This is a genomic window from Mesobaculum littorinae (assembly GCF_004011175.1).
Taxonomy (GTDB): Bacteria; Pseudomonadota; Alphaproteobacteria; order Rhodobacterales; family Rhodobacteraceae; genus Tranquillimonas; species Tranquillimonas littorinae.
Window position 1 is genome coordinate 558941 of the sequence record NZ_RQXX01000001.1, and the last position, 14205, is coordinate 573145.

The 14205-nt window shown below is 66.0% G+C and carries 11 protein-coding genes; 5 read left to right on the forward strand and 6 right to left on the reverse strand.

Annotation, left to right across the window (positions count from 1 at the left end; translation table 11 throughout):
- The first annotated feature begins 191 nt into the window (after window positions 1-191).
- Both rpoH and EKE94_RS02600 read left to right on the forward strand, forming a co-directional pair.
- Window positions 192-1091: an RNA polymerase sigma factor RpoH gene (rpoH, locus tag EKE94_RS02595; RefSeq protein WP_127905031.1), complete on the forward strand. Its 900-nt coding sequence runs from the start codon at window positions 192-194 to the stop codon at window positions 1089-1091.
- Window positions 1092-1175: 84 nt separating this feature from the next.
- A complete protein-coding gene (locus EKE94_RS02600; protein ID WP_127905032.1) occupies window positions 1176-2180 on the forward strand; it encodes a Gfo/Idh/MocA family protein in 1005 nt (334 codons plus the stop codon).
- A gap of 321 nt (window positions 2181-2501) precedes the next feature.
- Here the strand turns inward: EKE94_RS02600 and EKE94_RS02610 are convergent, their stop codons facing one another.
- From EKE94_RS02610 to EKE94_RS02625, 4 genes are all read right to left on the reverse strand, one after another.
- Window positions 2502-4340: a M3 family oligoendopeptidase gene (locus tag EKE94_RS02610; protein ID WP_127905034.1), complete on the reverse strand. Its 1839-nt coding sequence runs from the start codon at window positions 4338-4340 to the stop codon at window positions 2502-2504.
- A 69-nt stretch (window positions 4341-4409) separates the two neighbouring features.
- Window positions 4410-5498 (reverse strand): endonuclease/exonuclease/phosphatase family protein, encoded by a 1089-nt coding sequence (locus tag EKE94_RS02615; RefSeq protein WP_127905035.1) that lies wholly within the window; start codon window positions 5496-5498, stop codon window positions 4410-4412.
- On the reverse strand, window positions 5495-7099 hold the full coding sequence (locus tag EKE94_RS02620) for an ATP-dependent DNA ligase (RefSeq protein ID WP_127905036.1): 1605 nt from the start codon (window positions 7097-7099) through the stop codon (window positions 5495-5497). Before EKE94_RS02620 ends, EKE94_RS02615 begins: the two co-directional genes overlap by 4 nt.
- Before the next feature lie 49 nt (window positions 7100-7148).
- Window positions 7149-8165, reverse strand: coding sequence for a ligase-associated DNA damage response exonuclease (locus EKE94_RS02625; protein ID WP_127905037.1), 1017 nt, complete (start codon window positions 8163-8165; stop codon window positions 7149-7151).
- 195 nt (window positions 8166-8360) lie between these two features.
- Between EKE94_RS02625 and EKE94_RS02630 the strand changes: the two genes are divergently transcribed.
- Genes EKE94_RS02630 through EKE94_RS02640 form a run of 3 tightly spaced genes read left to right on the forward strand, consistent with a single transcriptional unit; the run spans window position 8361 to window position 11558 of the window.
- Window positions 8361-9773, forward strand: a complete 1413-nt coding sequence (locus EKE94_RS02630) for a circularly permuted type 2 ATP-grasp protein (protein WP_127905038.1) — start codon at window positions 8361-8363, stop codon at window positions 9771-9773.
- Window positions 9774-9777: 4 nt separating this feature from the next.
- Entirely contained in the window at window positions 9778-10731 is a 954-nt protein-coding gene (locus tag EKE94_RS02635; RefSeq protein ID WP_127905039.1) for an alpha-E domain-containing protein, read from the forward strand.
- The gene (locus tag EKE94_RS02640; RefSeq protein ID WP_127905040.1) at window positions 10728-11558 is read left to right on the forward strand and encodes a transglutaminase family protein; all 831 of its coding nucleotides are present in this window, start codon (window positions 10728-10730) and stop codon (window positions 11556-11558) included. Before EKE94_RS02635 ends, EKE94_RS02640 begins: the two co-directional genes overlap by 4 nt.
- A gap of 145 nt (window positions 11559-11703) precedes the next feature.
- Here the strand turns inward: EKE94_RS02640 and EKE94_RS02645 are convergent, their stop codons facing one another.
- Together EKE94_RS02645 and EKE94_RS02650 are read right to left on the reverse strand one after the other, a co-directional pair.
- The gene (locus tag EKE94_RS02645; RefSeq protein ID WP_127905041.1) at window positions 11704-12603 is read right to left on the reverse strand and encodes a LysR family transcriptional regulator; all 900 of its coding nucleotides are present in this window, start codon (window positions 12601-12603) and stop codon (window positions 11704-11706) included.
- Window positions 12604-12610: 7 nt separating this feature from the next.
- Window positions 12611-14191 (reverse strand): hypothetical protein, encoded by a 1581-nt coding sequence (locus EKE94_RS02650; RefSeq protein ID WP_127905042.1) that lies wholly within the window; start codon window positions 14189-14191, stop codon window positions 12611-12613.
- Between the last annotated feature and the right edge of the window lie 14 nt (window positions 14192-14205).

The window sequence follows — 14205 nt, forward strand, 5'->3', positions numbered from 1 at the left end:
TCACGTATTGCTTACAATTTTTTGGGAAACCCCCGTTAAACCGGGGCGTTGGCGGGGCATGGCTTAACATTTCGGCAAGATTGCTGAAGCATACGTAATCAAGAACTGCGGTATTGAACTGAACCGATCAGTTCATTATTTGGAGGGTAAGCCGCTGCGCATATGGCGGGCGGAGATGGAGGGACTGCAAGATGGCTGCGACATACGCAAATCTTCCCGCACCCAGCCCGGAGCAGGGGCTTAATCGGTACCTGCAGGAAATTCGCAAGTTTCCGATGCTGGAGCCGGAAGAAGAATACATGCTGGCGAAACGGTGGGTCGAGGATCAGGACACCGAGTCGGCGCACAAGATGGTCACGTCGCACCTGCGGCTCGCGGCCAAGATCGCCATGGGCTACCGCGGCTACGGCCTGCCGCAGGCCGAGGTGATATCCGAGGCAAACGTGGGCCTGATGCAGGCGGTCAAGCGGTTCGATCCCGAAAAGGGCTTCCGCCTCGCGACCTATGCCATGTGGTGGATCCGGGCCTCGATCCAGGAGTACATCCTGCGATCCTGGAGCCTTGTGAAGCTGGGCACCACCTCGGGCCAGAAGAAGCTGTTCTTCAACCTTCGCAAGGCCAAGGCACGTATCGGCGCGCTTGAGGACGGCGATTTGCGGCCCGAGAACGTGCGCCAGATCGCGACCGACCTGGGCGTGACCGAGGACGAAGTGATCTCGATGAACCGGCGCCTGTCGGGTGGCGACGCATCCCTCAACGCCACGATCTCGAGCGACGGCGAAGGCAGCGCGCAGTGGCAGGACTGGCTGGAAGACGAAGGCGCCGACCAGGCCACCGACTACGAAGAGCGGGACGAGCTGGAGATCAGGCGCGAACTGATGACGCAGGCGATGGACGTCCTGAACGAGCGTGAGCGCGATATCCTGATGCAGCGCCGGCTGGAGGATCAGCCGGTGACGTTGGAAGAGCTTTCGGGCCGTTACGATGTCAGCCGTGAACGCATCCGCCAGATCGAGGTGCGCGCCTTCGAGAAGCTCCAGAAGCGGATGACCGACCTTGCCCGCGACCGTGGCATGGCGGTTCCGGCCTGACCTGCCGCCGCGCCCGGCCCGCCGTCGTTTGACCGCGGGCCGGCGCCTGTTATCTCTGCCCCGAACGGGACAGGGAGACGACCAATGACCGATCCGATACGCTGGGGCATCCTTGGCGCTGCAGATTTTGCGCAGCGCCACATGGGCCCCGCGATTCACCAGGCCGAAGGCGCCGTTCTGGCCGCCCTCGCGACCTCAGCCCCCGCCAAGGCACGCCCGTTTCAGGCGTTTCAGCCTGATCTGGCTGTGTTCGACGACTACGACGCCTTGTTGGCCGATCCGTCGATCGATGCCGTCTATGTGCCTTTGCCGAACCATCTGCACGTCGAGTGGACGAAAAAGGCACTGGCGGCGGGCAAGCATGTCCTGACGGAAAAACCCATCGCTCTCAAAGCCGCCGAGATCGACGAGCTGATCGCGGCGCGCGATGCCTCGGGGCGGATGGCGGCCGAAGCCTTCATGATCCTGCATCATCCGCAATGGCAGCGGGTGCGTCATCTTCTGGACGACAAGGCCGTGGGCCGCCTGATGCATGTCGATGCCAAGTTCAGCTTCGACAATCCCGACATGGCCAATATTCGCAACAAGCCCGACACCGGGGGCGGCGGCCTGCGCGACATCGGCGTCTATACCTTCGGGTCGGTGCGCTATGCCACGCATTCCGAACCCCTAGCCGTAAAGGCGCGGGTGCACTGGGAAAACGGTGTCGACGTCTACGCCCATGTCACTGCCGAATTCCCGGATTTCGGCTATGACGCCATGGTGTCGACCCGGATGTTTCCCCGGCAGGAAGTGACGTTCCACGGCAACCGCGGCGTGTTGAAGGTCGAGGTGCCGTTCAACGCCAATGTCTTCGGCGAGGCGCGACTGAGCCTTGAGACCGAAGGCAAACGCGTGCTGACCGAGCGGTTTCCCGGGGTCAATCACTACAAGCTGCAGGTCGAGAATTTCTGCACCAGCATCCGGGAGGGGGTCGCCTATCCCTGTCCGCTGGAGTTCAGCCGCGGGACGCAGCGCATGATCGACATGGTCTTCGACGCCGCAGGTCCCGCTCGCGACACCCGCCCGTCGGACCCCACCGAAAGCTGAGATACGCCGCCTGGTCAGCCCGCCCTGTCAGGGGGCGGGCCGCGGCGGCGTGGCGGTCGGATCGGTCGGGGGGGTGCCGGGTTGCGCTGCGGGCGCCATGCTTCGCAGGATCGCGCTGCGCCGCGTCGGCCGGACTACGATCAGGTAGTAGTACGCAGCAGCCGAAGCCACGAAGACCGCGCAATAAGGAAGCGCGCAGTTCAGCACGGGTACACTCGTCATAAATGAAAACCCTTTACGTTTACAACCTAAAGGGTATCACCGCTCTGTTCGGTTTGCTAGCGAAAGCGTAGCCGGGGACACGCGGCCCCCGGCGATTGCTCAGTTTTCCATCGCTTCCAGTTCGTCGATCATGCCCGAGATCATCGACAGCCCCTTGTCCCAGAACGCGGGGTCCGAGGCATCGAGGCCGAAGGGCGCCAGAAGCTCCTTGTGGTGTTTCGATCCGCCGGCCTTCAGCATCTCGAAATACTTCTCCTGGAAGTCCGGGTTGCCCTCTTCGTAGACGGCATAAAGCGCGTTCACGAGGCCATCGCCGAAGGCATAGGCATAAACATAGAAGGGCGAGTGCACGAAGTGCGGGACATAGGCCCAGAACGTTTCGTACCCGTCCATGTAGCTGAACGCGGGGCCAAGGCTTTCGGCCTGCACGCTCATCCACAGGGCGTTGATGTCATCCGGCGTCAGCTCGCCGTTGCGGCGGGCGGCATGCAGCTTGCATTCGAAGTCGTAGAACGCGATCTGCCGAACGACCGTGTTGATCATGTCCTCGACCTTGCCGGCCAGCAGCACCTTGCGCTCGGCATCGTCCCTGGCATTGGCCAGAAGCTTGCGGAAGGTCAGCATCTCGCCGAAGACACTCGCCGTTTCGGCCAGGGTCAGGGGGGTCGAGGCCAGAAGCTCTCCCTGGCCCGCGGCCAGCACCTGGTGCACGCCATGGCCCAGCTCATGCGCCAGCGTCATCACGTCCCGCGGTTTGCCCAGATAGTTCAGCATCACGTAGGGATGCGCGTCCGACACCGTGGGATGCGCGAAGGCGCCCGGCGCCTTGCCCGGTTTCACGCCCGCGTCGATCCAGCCCTTGTCGAAAAAGGGCGTGGCGATGTCGGCCATGCGGGGCGAGAAATCGGTGTAGGCGTCCAGCACCATCTTGCGTGCCGAGTCCCATCCGATCGTGCGCGTCTCCTCCATCGGCAGCGGCGCGTTACGGTCCCAGATTTCCAGCGTGTCGAGGCCCAGCCACTTGCGCTTAAGCTCGTAGTAGCGGTGCGACAGCTTGGGGTAGGCCGCGACGACGGCATTGCGCAGAGCCTCGACAACCTCGGGTTCGACATGGTTCGACAGGTGGCGGCCGGTCTGTGGCGTCGGCATGCCGCGCCAGCGATCCTCGACCTCCTTTTCCTTGGCCAGCGTGTTGTGCACGCGGGAAAAGAGCGGAAGGCGGTCGGCAAAGACCCGGGCGAGTTCACGCGCGGCGGCCTCGCGCTTCGACCGGTCCTGTTCGGTGAGCAGGTTCAGCGTGCCCTCGATGCCCAGGATCTCGCCATCCACGTCGAATTCGAGACCCGCGATGGTCTCGTCGAAGAGCTTGTTCCAAGCCGTGGCACCGACCACCGACTGGTCGTGCAGGAATTTCTCAAGCTCGTCGGACAGCTGGTAGGGCCGCATCGCGCGCAGACGTTCAAAGATCGGGCGATAGCGGGCGAGCTCGGCGTTTGCCTCGAAATGCGTTTCGAGCCGGTCGTCGGGGATGCGGTTGATCTCGAGCGAGAAGAACACCAGCGGCGCGGTGTAGGTCGTGATCTTGTCCTGGCAGTCGGACATGAACTTGGCCCGCGCGGGGTCGGTCGTCTGCTGGTAATAGCGCAGCCCCGCGTAGGACATCAGCCGACCCGCCGTCAGGTCGATGCGCTCGTAGCGCAGGACGCAGTCCAGTAGGCCCGCCGCGTCGAGATCGGCCAGCTTGCCCTCGTAATCCGCGGCAAAGCGTTCGCAGGCCTCCTCGACCCAGTCCAGGTCGCGCTTGACCTCGGCCGCGTCGGGCGCGGGGTAAAGATCGCTCAGATCCCATTCGGGCAGATCGCCCAAGGGGCCGGCGCCTGTGTCGGTGGCGGCGTCGCGGGGCAGGTCACTGTCAGGGCGCGCGGGGCTGCGAAGCATACGGGATCTTTCCTGTTGTCGGTTGTCCCTGACATAGGTCTTGGATCGCCCCGCCTCAACCCGCGCGCGCTACCCCTCGGGGCCGTCCTGCGCCCCGAGCGCCCGGGCCTTTTCAAAGGTCGCCTGCGCTTCGGCGGCATCGTCGTTGCGCGGGGGGATGATCTCTTGGGCCGCATCCTGCCCTACGCAAAGGTCGACGCGGAAGGGGAAGTGGTCCGAACCCACGGGGTCCAGTACTGCGAAATCGGCCAGGGCAAGACCCGGCTGCCACAGGATCTGGTCGAGCGGCCAGAGCATCCAGCGGCTGGTCGCGCGGTAGGTGGGGTAGGGACCGCGCCCGGCGCGCGGATCGATCAGCCCGCCCAGCCGCAACGCGCGCCGGGCCGTGCGTTCCCATGGCGTCGCGTTGTAGTCGCCCGCGATCACGCTCGGCAGGTCGCCCTCGGCGGCGGTCAGCGCGGCTTCGAGCACGGTGGCGTCCCGGATGGTCGAGGGCTGACCCGACTGGTGCGGTGGGCGCGGGTGGACGCCGATGAACCGCAACGGGCCCGCGGGATGTTCGACCCGCGTCGTCACCATCGGCGCATCCGAGCCGTAGGGATGCCGCATATCCGTATTTTCCAGTGGGTGGCGGGAGAACAGATGCAAGCCGTAGAAAGTCGCATCTTCCGGAATGTCCTGAACGACATGGGGAAATGCGGCGTCGAGCGGCTGCAACGCCTCGTCCCACCAACCATTCGTCTCCATCACCAGAAACAGATCGGGTTCCTCGCTGCGGGCCAGGTCGATTACCTTCTGCGCGTCGCGGTTGCCGCGCTGGACATTGGCGATCAGAACCCGCAGCCGATTCTCGGAGGCGCATTGCGCGCCGCCCGGATCCATTACCTGCGCAAGCGGCTGGAAGGGCCAGAGCCGCCAGCCGTGGTAGCCCAGCGAGGCCAGCACCAGAAGGCCGGGCAGGATCAAGAGGCGTCCGCGCCGATGCTTGACCAGTGCATAGAGCGCGAAGACCACGATCAGCGCGACCGAGATCTGCATGCGCGGAAAGTCGAGGTAGCGGATCCACCACCGGTCGCTTTCCAAGAGCGGCAGAAGGGATGCCGCACAGAGCGCCAGCAGCACGGCGCCCAGGACCCAGGCCAGGATGGTGCGGATCATGGTGTGGCCCCGCCGTAGGCGGCGAGCATGTCTTTCAGATCGTCCAAGGTATTGGCCTCCTCGACCGGTTTGTCGTGGCGCCAACGGGACATGCGGGGAAAGCGCAACGCGACGCCCGACTTGTGCCGCGGGCTTTCCTGAATGCCTTCGAAGGCGATTTCAAAGACATGCTGCGGCGTGACCGATCGGACCGGGCCGAAGCGTTCCGTCGTGTTGCGCCGGACCCATGCGGTGATGCGGCGGAACTCTTCGTCGGTCAAGCCCGAATAGGCCTTGGTGAAGGGCACGAGCGCGTCGCCGTCGCGCACCGCGAAGGTGAAATCGGTGAACAGGTTGGCGCGGCGACCGTGTCCCTGCTGGGCGTAGATCAGCACCGCGTCGATCACCAGCGGATCGACCTTCCATTTCCACCAGTCGCCCTTGCGCCGCCCGTCGCGATAGGGGCTGTCCCGGCGTTTCAGCATCACGCCCTCGGCGTCCATTTCGCGCGATTTCGCACGCTCGGCCGCCAGATCCTCCCACGTGTCGAACTGCAGGAGAGGCGAGGCGCGCAGCGGTGCCTCGGTCGGCAGGGGGGCGATCAGGTCGTCGAGGATGGCGCGCCGCTCGGCAAAGGGCAGGGCGCGGATGTCCTGCCCTTCCCACTCAAGCAGATCATAGGCCATCAGCAGCACAGGTGCCTCGGTCAACAGCTTTTTCGGCACCGTCTTCCGCCCGATCCGCTTTTGCAGCGCGGCAAAGGCCATGGGCCTGTCGTTCTGGAACGCCAGCACCTCGCCGTCGATCACCGTGCCGGGCGGGACAAAGTCGATCAGGCGGGCGAACTCGGGGAACCGGTCGGTCATCAGTTCCTCGCCGCGCGACCAGAGGTGATGGGCGCCGCCGCGAAGGACGAGCTGGCCGCGGATCCCGTCCCACTTGCGCTCGGCCGCCCAGTCGGCGGGGGCGCCCAGGCTCTCGGGCGGATCGTCCAGCTGGTAGGCTAGGTAGAAGGGATAGGGCTTTGACAAATCCGCCGCCGGATCGTGTTCCAGGATCAGCGCGCGGAAACTGGTGCTTTCGGGGCTCCAGTCGCCCATCAGGCGGTGGGCGAGGTCGGGTTCGTCGATGCCCGTCGCCTGCGACAGCGCGCGGGTCATCAGTTTCTGGCTGACCCCCATGCGAAACCCGCCGGTGATGAGCTTGTTGAAGACGAAGCGTTCGGTTCGATCGAGCTGGTCCCAGGCGTCGAGAACCGCCGCCTTGCGCTCGGCCTCCTCAGCCTTTCCAAGGCCCCGCACAACGCCGATCCAGTCCGCGAGGCTGCGGTCGGATTGGCGGGACGGATCGGGCAGGATCAATGCGATGGTTTCGGCCAGGTCGCCCACGATCGGATAGGCTTCCTCGAACAGCCAAAGCGGGATGCCCGCCCGCTCGGCCGCCCAGGTGCGCAGAAGCGTCGAGGTGACCGTGCGTTTGGGCCGCCGACCGGAGAGGAGCGCAATGGTCCACAGGCGGTCGGGCTCGGGCGCCTCGCGGAAATACTCGGCCAGGGCAGCGACCTTGGCATTGGTCTTGGTCGTCTGGTCGAGCGCCGAGAACAGCGCGGCAAAGCGTTTCATCGCACCTCACCGGGCCGGGGGCGGGGCAGCGCCGGGGGGGCGGACGGGATCACGCCTCGGCCTCGTCGGTTTGGTCGAGGCTCTCGCCCTCCCAAGCCGTTTCCACGATGCCGGCGTCATAGCCCTGTTCGGCCAGCCAACGGCGAAAGATCGCGGTATAGCCGTGGGTGACGAAGATCCGCTCGGCCCCCGTATCCGCGATCGCCGCGTTCAGCCCGTCCCAATCGGCGTGGTCCGACATGACGAAGCCGCGGTCGGCGGCGCGCCGGCGACGCACGCCGCGCATCTGCATCCAGCCCGAGGCGAAGGCGGTGGAAACAGTGCCGAACCGCCGCATCCAGGTGCTTCCCAGTGCCGAGGGCGGCGCCACGACCAGGGCGCCCGGGTGGTCGCGTCCCTTGGTGTCCGGCGTCACCCGGATCGTCGGGGGCAGGGGATAGCCCTGGGCGCGCAGAACCTCGTTGACGTTCTCGACCGCGCCATGGGTCAGGATCGGCCCCGCCTCGGGGTCGAGCGTGGCGAGGACGCGCTGCGCCTTGCCCAAAGAATAGGCCCCCAACAGCGAAATTCGTCCCGCGGCGCGGTTGGCACGCCACCAGTCGTCGATCTGGGCGGCGATTTCCACCTGCGGGCGCCACTGGAAGACTGGCAGGCCGAAGGTGCATTCGCTGATGAAGGCGTGGCAACGCACGGGCTCGAAAGGTTCGCACAGGCCATCGGGTTCGGTCTTGTAATCGCCCGAGACGACCCAGACCTCGCCGGCCTTCTCGACCCGGATCTGGGCCGAGCCGGGCACGTGGCCCGCGGGATGGAACGACACGCGCACGCCACCCACGTCGCGCACCTCGCCGTAGGGAATGGTGTCGATGTCGATCTCGCCCAGCCGGTGGCGGATCACCGGCGCGGCGGCCTCGGTCGCCAGGTAGCGGCGATGCCCGGGGCGGGCGTGGTCGGCGTGGCCATGGGTGATCAGCGCACGATCCACCGGCCGCCACGGGTCGATATAGAAATCCCCCGCAGCGCAATAGATGCCCCGGTCGGTAAAGCTGAGAAGTGGATCGGCCATGGGTTGGGGTGTAGCGCGGCGCGCAGGCGCGACCAGCCTGAGCGACAGGGGCGCAGGGCACAGTCGATGCCCACGGTCGCGCCGTTCCAACGGAGGCATCTCGGAACCTCCGGCCTCACATAAGCTTTACCTTGCCAAGGTCATCGCGTTGAATGACCGTAAAAGACAAAAGCTGACACCAGCAGCCGGGGGGCTATGCCAGACTATTTCAACGAGATGTTCGACGGTTCCAACGTGCGCATGCCCTATCGCGGGCTCGACGATTGGTCCACGGAGATGCCGCTTGAGTTGCGCAACCTCAAGCAGTCCGAGGCCGAGGCGCTGTTTCGCCGCATCGGCATCACCTTCGCGGTCTACGGCGAGGGCGGCAGCCCGGACCGGCTGATCCCCTTCGACATGTTCCCGCGCGTCTTCGGCGCCGAGGAGTGGCGCAGGCTTGAGGCCGGGATCAAGCAGCGGGCCCGGGCCCTGAACGCATTCCTCGTCGACGTTTACGGCCGTGGCGAGATCGTCAAGGCGGGCCGCATCCCGGCCAAGCTGGTCTATTGCAACGAGGCGTATGAGACCGCCGTCGTGGGGTTCACCCCCCCGAAGGGCGTCTACAGCCAGATCGTGGGCATCGACCTAGTTCGGACCGGGCCGGACGAATTCTTCGTGCTCGAGGACAACTGCCGCACGCCCTCCGGCGTCTCCTACATGCTGGAAAACCGAGAGATCATGATGCGGATGTTCCCGCACCTGTTCCAGGCCCTCCGCGTGGCGCCGGTCGAAAACTACCCTGCGCTGCTGAAACGCACCTTTGCCAGCCTCGCGCCCGCGAAGTGCGAGGGCGAGCCGCGCATCGCGATCCTGACGCCGGGGCACTTCAACTCGGCCTATTATGAACACTCCTTCCTGGCCGACATGATGGGTGTCGAGCTGGTCGAGGGGAAAGATCTGTTCGTCGAGGGCGAGTATTGCTGGATGCGCACGACCGAGGGGCCGAAGCGGGTCGACGTGATCTATCGCCGGCTCGACGATGACTTCATCGATCCGTTGTGTTTCCGCCCCGATTCCATGCTGGGCGTGCCGGGTCTGATGAATGTCTACCGCTCGGGCGGGGTAAACATCTGTTCGGCGCCCGGCGCGGGCGTCGCCGACGACAAGGCGATCTATACCTACGTTCCGGACATGGTGCGCTTCTACCTGGGCGAGGAGCCCATGCTGAACAACGTACCCACATGGCAATGCGCGCGAGAGGACGACTGCAAGTACGTGCTCGATAACCTTCCCGACCTCGTCGTGAAAGAAGTGCACGGCTCGGGCGGCTACGGGATGCTTGTCGGCCCGAAATCCAGCAAGGAGCAGATCGCCGCCTTTGCCGACAAGATCCGTGCCGATCCCGACAACTACATCGCCCAGCCGACGCTGGCGCTGTCTACGGTGCCAACCTTCGTCGACGAAGGCGTGGCGCCGCGGCACGTGGACCTGCGGCCCTACTGCCTGGTGGGCGAGACGGTCGAACTGGTCCCCGGCGGGCTGACCCGCGTGGCGCTGACCGAAGGATCGCTGGTCGTGAACTCCTCCCAGGGTGGCGGGGTGAAGGACACCTGGGTCATGGCGGAGTAATCAGATGCTGAGCAGAACCGCCGAAAACCTTTTCTGGACCGCGCGCTATATCGAGCGGGCCGAAACCAATGCCCGCCTGCTGGAAGTGGGGGCGCGCAATTCGCTGATCCCCAATACCGGCGGCGGCTACCGCAACGAATGGGAAAGCGTGCTGCAGGCGGGTGGAACTGCCGGCGGCTTTGCCGAGAAATACGGCGACATGGTGCAGCGCAACGTCGAGACATGGATGTTCTTCGATCGCGACAACCCGTCTTCGGTCGCTTCCTGCATCGAGCAGGCGCGCGAGAACGGGCGCATCGTGCGCACCGCCCTGACCAGCCAAGTCTGGGACGCGCTGAATTCGGCCTCGCAGGACATCCGCGAGTTTGCCCGGACCGAGCGGTCGAAGCTGTCGGTCAGCGATCTTGTCGACTGGACCCTGCGGACCTGCGCTCTGATCCGCGGTGCCTCGCAGTCCACCCAGCTGCGCAACGACGGCTATGATTTCACCAACCTCGGCCATTGCCTGGAACGTGCCGACAGCACGGCGCGGCTGCTCGACGTTAAGTACTGGGTGCTGTTGCCGCAGGTGGCCTTTGTCGGCTCGGGCCTCGACAATTATCAATGGCGCACGATCCTGCGGTCGATGAGCGCACATCGCGCCTTCAACTGGGCCTATGGCGGCGAGATCACGCCGCGCAAGATCGTCGACTTTCTGGTGCTGAACCGTGCGTCACCGCGGTCGCTTCTTACATCGGTCGAAGGCGCGGCGGATCACCTCGACCGACTGGCCCGGGCCTATGGCCGGGCCACGCCGGCGCAGACCGCCGTGCGCGGCATGCTGGGCGAACTGGCCGAAGCGACGGTCGACGACGTGTTCGACGAGGGCCTTCACGAGTTCCTGACGCGCATGATCCTGGACACCTCGCGCCTGTCGGGCGTTATCTACGAGACCTACCTAAGCGGAGACGCGCGATGAGGCTTTCCGTCAGCCATGTCACCACCTACCGGTACGACCCGCCGCGGCGCGGGATGGTGCAAAGCCTCCGCCTGACGCCCGCGGTTTTCGAAGGGCAGCAGGCGATCGACTGGCGGGTCGACGTGCCCGGTGGCTTTCGCGGCGCGGCGTTTCGCGACGGCGCCGGCGACTGGGTAGAGACCGTGTCGCTGCAGGGTCCGATGCCCGAGGTCGCCGTGACCGTGCAGGGCGAGGTCGAGACGCGGGATCTGTCCGGGGTCCTGCGGGGCCACCGCGAAACCGTGCCGCCGGTCGCCTATCTGCGCACGACGAATAGCACCGAGCTCGACCCGCGCCTGCGCGAACTGGCGGGCGACGCGCTGGAGGGGGCGAGCTTGCAGGACCGGCTGGATCAGGCGCATCGCCTGACCTCGGCGGTGCGCGACGCGATCGAGTACCTTCCCGGCCGCACCCATACCGGAACCAGCGCCGCCGAGGCGCTGGAGCAGGGCCACGGTGTCTGCCAGGATCACACCCATGCCCTCATCTCGGTCGCCATCGCCAGCGGAATTCCGGCCCGCTACGTCACGGGCTACCTGTTCGTGGACGACGGCAATGGCCACGAGGCAAGCCATGCCTGGGCCGAGCTGCATATCGAGGGGATGGGCTGGATCGGTTTCGACGCGGCCAACCGCTGCTGCCCGGACGACCGGTATATCCGGCTGGGCTCGGGCCATGATGCGACCTATGCCGCGCCCATTCGCGGACTGGCCGAAGGCACGGGAAGCGAAACCCTGGAGGTCGCCGTGAAGGTTTCGGAGAGCAGCCAGCAGCAACAGCAGCAGTAGCGGCCGGGCTCTGCCTGAAAGGGACTGGCCGTTACGACCACGCGCGGCGTCCGAACCTACGGACTGCCTAATTCACACGGGCCCAGACCCGATCCGGGCGGATCGCGTCTGGGCCCTCAGTTCGGGTGGTTCAGGTTCGGGCGGGTCAGGTTCGGGCGGTGGGCGTCGGTTGCTGCGGGAAATCCGCGAACCACTCGACCAGATGCTTGACCAGTGCGGCGACGGCGGGGCGGCTGGCCTTGGTCCGTGGGACCATCGCCTTGAACCACAGCGGCGGGATCGGGAAATCCTGCATCACCGGAACCAGGCGGCCGGCCTCCAAGCTTTCGGCGACAAGGTGTTGCGGCACGATCGACAGGCCCAGCCCGGCCTCGGTCGCCGCGATCAACACGCGGCTGTCGTTCACCGTCATCCGGGCATGCACATCGACGCTGATCTGCGCGCGGTCGGACTGGAACACCCAGCTCAGCCCGATGGGTACGAAGGCAAGGCAATCGTGCTGGGCGATGTCCCCCGGCACCACCGGAGCGGGGTTGCGCTCGAGGTAAGCGGGCGCTCCGACCAGCATCCTTCGATAGGCACAAAGCGGCGTCTCTTCGACGCTCGCATAGGATTGGGGCAGGGCGCCGAGGGCGATATCCAACCCCTCCTCCAACGGGTTCACCCCCCGGTCCATCAACACGAATTCGATGGCGATGCCGGGGTGTTCGGACTGAAACGCCACCAATGCGGGGCCGACGTAGAGCGTGCCGATCGTGGTGGGCGCCTTGATGCGCAGCTGTCCTGTGATCCCCGCCGTCTGCGCCCCGTCGAGGGTAAGGTCGATTTCGCCCACCAGCTCCTGCAACCGGGGGCGAAGCCTTTCGCCTTCGGCCGTTAGCGACAGCTTGCGGGTCGAGCGGATGAAAAGCGGTGTTCCGACGCGCGTTTCAAGCCGGCCCACACGCTTGGTGATGACCGACGGCGCGACGCCGATACTGCGGGCGGCGCCGGAAAAGCTTCCGGCGCGCGCCGTTGCCAAGAAGGCCCGAACGTCCAGCAGCATCAGCCGATCACTGCTGCGCCGCAGCCCGTTCGAAGCTCTGCCCGTCCAGAAGCGGGCAGGCGCCTTCGCTGTCGTTGAGGGTGAAGCCCCATTCGGCGGAGTCGATACCGCACTGCATCGGGAACTCGGCCCAGCCGGTGTCACCTTTGCCTTCGATCAGCGTCAGGATGCCATCGGTGACCTCGTAGTTGCCCGAAACGGTTTCACCGGTCGACGTCTCCATGGTGAAGCTGCCGTCCTGCTGGAAGGTCGCAGCCACCGGACCCGCATCGTAACGACCGGGCTCAAGCTCGACCGCGGCGGTCTCGTCCTGGGTCGCGCTGTCTTCGCCGGAGGCCTCTTCGTCGGCGGCGCCCTCATCTGCCGCGCTGTCACCTTCGGGCGTGCTCTCGCCGGCCGTGTCCTCATCAGATGCGGAGGCGTCGGATTGGTCGGCGTCATCGGTCCCGGTCGGGGTGGCAGGCTGAGCCTCCTGCTCCTGGTCTCCCTCAGCGGCCTGCGGCTGCGAAGAGACGCCTTCGGCACCGGTCGCGGCGGCGTCGTCGGCCGCGGGTGCGTCCTGCGCCTGATCACCGCCCTGGTCGGCGCTATCGGCCTGCTGCGGCTCGGATCCTTCTCCGCCGTCGCTTGCGCTGTCCGCAGACGACGTCCCGGTTTCGGATGCGGCTTGCGACGCCGTGGAGGTGGTCGTGTCGGCCTCGGGGGTTGCCGACTGTTGCTGCGCGGTGATCCGACGCTCGACCTCGGCCAGCTGCTGCGACCGGCTCGCGACCTCTTCCGACAGCTGGGTTACGAGGCCCTGCAGTTCGTCACGCTGTTCACGAGCGGCACTGACATCCGAAGACAGGGCGTCGCGGCTTTCGGTCAGCGAGGCGACTTCGTCGGACAGGGCGTTCTGCTCTTCACGCAGGCTGGCGACCTCTTCCTGCGCGCTGGCCAGCGCGTCGCGCGACTGGGCTTCGGCTTCGCGCGCGTCCTGGGCGCGCTGCTCCGCCTCGGCGGCCTGCGACGTCAGGCCCGACATCTCCTGGCTGAGGTTCGCGACGTCCTCCTGAAGATCGGCCTCCTGCGTGCGGGCCTCTTCGAGGCGGCTGCCGACCTCGCTCAGCTCGTCAGAGCGGGCGGCGATCTGGTCCTCGATTTCGGACAGGCGCGTTTCAAGCTCCTGCAATTCCTGCTGGCCGGGCTCGATCTGGCTGTTCAGTTCGTCGATGCGGGCCTGCGCCTCGTCCCGGCGGGATTCGAGCGCGGCGACCTCCTCCTGAAGCTGGGTCAGCTGCGGCTGGGTCTCGTCGATCTCGCTCTGGATGCTGTCGCGGTCGGCGGTCAGCGTCTCGCTCTGGCCTTCCAGATCGCTGATCTGGGACTGAAGCTCCTCGACACGGCCCTGGGCCTCCTGCTGTTCGGCCAGCTGCGCCTCGGCCTCGGTCTGCGCGGTCTGGGCGCCTTCCAGCTGGCGGGCAAGCTCGTCACGTTCAGAGCCGGAGTTCACCCAGAGATAGGCGACGAAGAGCCACCCCACCACGGCGACGACGATCACCGCGATCATCCCGCCCCCCATCGAAGATTGTTTCGTGCTGTCGGCCATGTGGTCGTCCCCTT

What these genes read in the sequence shown, in the direction of transcription:
- rpoH (WP_127905031.1), top strand. Translation starts at nt 192, where the DNA reads ATGGCTGCGACATACGCAAATCTTCCCGCACCCAGCCCGGAGCAGGGG.
- EKE94_RS02600 (WP_127905032.1), top strand. Translation starts at nt 1,176, where the DNA reads ATGACCGATCCGATACGCTGGGGCATCCTTGGCGCTGCAGATTTTGCG.
- EKE94_RS02610 (WP_127905034.1), bottom strand. Translation starts at nt 4,340, where the DNA reads ATGCTTCGCAGCCCCGCGCGCCCTGACAGTGACCTGCCCCGCGACGCC.
- EKE94_RS02615 (WP_127905035.1), bottom strand. Translation starts at nt 5,498, where the DNA reads ATGATCCGCACCATCCTGGCCTGGGTCCTGGGCGCCGTGCTGCTGGCG.
- EKE94_RS02620 (WP_127905036.1), bottom strand. Translation starts at nt 7,099, where the DNA reads ATGAAACGCTTTGCCGCGCTGTTCTCGGCGCTCGACCAGACGACCAAG.
- EKE94_RS02625 (WP_127905037.1), bottom strand. Translation starts at nt 8,165, where the DNA reads ATGGCCGATCCACTTCTCAGCTTTACCGACCGGGGCATCTATTGCGCT.
- EKE94_RS02630 (WP_127905038.1), top strand. Translation starts at nt 8,361, where the DNA reads ATGCCAGACTATTTCAACGAGATGTTCGACGGTTCCAACGTGCGCATG.
- EKE94_RS02635 (WP_127905039.1), top strand. Translation starts at nt 9,778, where the DNA reads ATGCTGAGCAGAACCGCCGAAAACCTTTTCTGGACCGCGCGCTATATC.
- EKE94_RS02640 (WP_127905040.1), top strand. Translation starts at nt 10,728, where the DNA reads ATGAGGCTTTCCGTCAGCCATGTCACCACCTACCGGTACGACCCGCCG.
- EKE94_RS02645 (WP_127905041.1), bottom strand. Translation starts at nt 12,603, where the DNA reads ATGCTGCTGGACGTTCGGGCCTTCTTGGCAACGGCGCGCGCCGGAAGC.
- EKE94_RS02650 (WP_127905042.1), bottom strand. Translation starts at nt 14,191, where the DNA reads ATGGCCGACAGCACGAAACAATCTTCGATGGGGGGCGGGATGATCGCG.